The following is a 1,242-nucleotide window of genomic DNA, read 5'->3' as shown; positions in this document are numbered from 1 at the left end:
GCGGTCCACCGGGCCGCGGGGAGCTTCCTCGTCCAAGCCGACCAGGCGGAGGACGTCGTGCAGGAGACCTTCTTCCTGCTCTGGAAGCGCCGCTCGGGTGTGCGCATCGTGGGGGAGTCGGTGCTGCCGTGGCTGCTGGTGACGGCGCGCAACCTCAGCTCCTCGATTGACCGCCGCGAGCAGCGCCGACGCCACCTGCCCCTCTCCGACGACACCGCCTCTCGCGGCGTCGATGCGGACACGAGCGACCGGCTGCTCGACGTGCGGCGTCTGGTCGAGCAGATGAGTGCGACGGACCGCGCGATCTGGACGGCCTGCATCGAGGACGACCTCAGCTACAGCGACGCCGCTCGCTCCCTCGGCCTGTCCCACGGGACGGTCCGCAACCGCCTCTCGCGGGTGCGGGCATCACTGGCGAGAACCCTGACGGAACGGACAGAGGACCATGGACGATCCTGACCTGAGCGACGAGCAGCTCGAGCGCATCAGCGCACGCCTCGCGCACCGCATCCGCCGCCGCCGACGTCTCGGCCAGGCCGCGGCGGTGACGCTCGCCGGCATCGCCGGCGCGGTCCTCAGCGCCGCAGTCGTCACGGCAGTGCCGACGGACCGCGGCATCCCAGTCGCGGCGCCCGTCACCTGCTGGGAACAGGACGGGCAGGGCGTCGCCCTGTCGGGCGAGATCCGGACTCCGGCAGAAGAGCCCACCGAGTCGCTCGCTGCGGCATGCGCTGCACTCACGGAGTCGGGTACCGACGGCGTCACAGACGCGGCGGACGCCGCACTGTTCTCCCTCGCGGGAACCCAGGTGTGCCAGGAGGGCGGGCGGATCCGGATCTTCACGGGACTGAATACCCCGGTCGACTGCACCGACCGGCCCGTGAACCAGAACGGAGTCGACCAGTGATCACCAGTCGCGCGAGAAGCCTCCCCTTCAGCATCCTCTGCCTCTCCGGGGCGCTCCTTCTCAGCGGATGCGGGACGAGTGCCACCGTGTCCGGCGCGCCGTCGTCATCGCAGGTCCCGGGTGAACAGCTGCGAGCCGAAGACGTGACGAAGCTCACCTACGAGAGCACCGCGGTCATCGGTGATCAAGGATCAGGCGGGTGGGTGCTGAATCATCCGGTCGGCTTCCACATCGTCAGCATCGACGGCCAGTCGAAGCTCAGCGTGAACGAGCCTTGCAACGGGCTCACCTACGAGCTGCAAGCGGCCGGCCTGCAGCCTTCCGTCTGGGTCATC

3 protein-coding genes are annotated in these 1,242 nt (G+C 69.6%); all 3 read left to right on the top strand.

All coding sequences use genetic code 11. The features are described from left to right. Nucleotides 1-459 (top strand): RNA polymerase sigma factor (locus EDF43_RS21610; protein ID WP_132438524.1); only part of this gene is annotated, 459 nt, incomplete at its 5' end. Further along, nucleotides 446-907: a hypothetical protein gene (locus tag EDF43_RS21605; RefSeq protein WP_132438523.1), complete on the top strand. Its 462-nt coding sequence runs from the start codon at nucleotides 446-448 to the stop codon at nucleotides 905-907. The genes EDF43_RS21610 and EDF43_RS21605, both read left to right, overlap by 14 nt. 143 nt (nucleotides 908-1,050) lie before the next feature. After that, a partial coding sequence (locus EDF43_RS21600; RefSeq protein ID WP_132438522.1) for a hypothetical protein occupies nucleotides 1,051-1,242 on the top strand: 192 nt, incomplete at its 3' end.

The sequence above is a fragment of the Rathayibacter sp. PhB179 genome (assembly GCF_004345345.1).
Classification (GTDB): Bacteria; Actinomycetota; Actinomycetes; order Actinomycetales; family Microbacteriaceae; genus Rathayibacter; species Rathayibacter festucae.
Note: the sequence above shows the minus strand (reverse complement) of the source record. Positions and strands in the feature narration are given on the sequence as shown.

Coding starts and splice junctions, on each gene's coding strand:
- EDF43_RS21605 (WP_132438523.1), top strand. CDS start 446: ATGGACGATCCTGACCTGAGCGACGAGCAGCTCGAGCGCATCAGCGCA.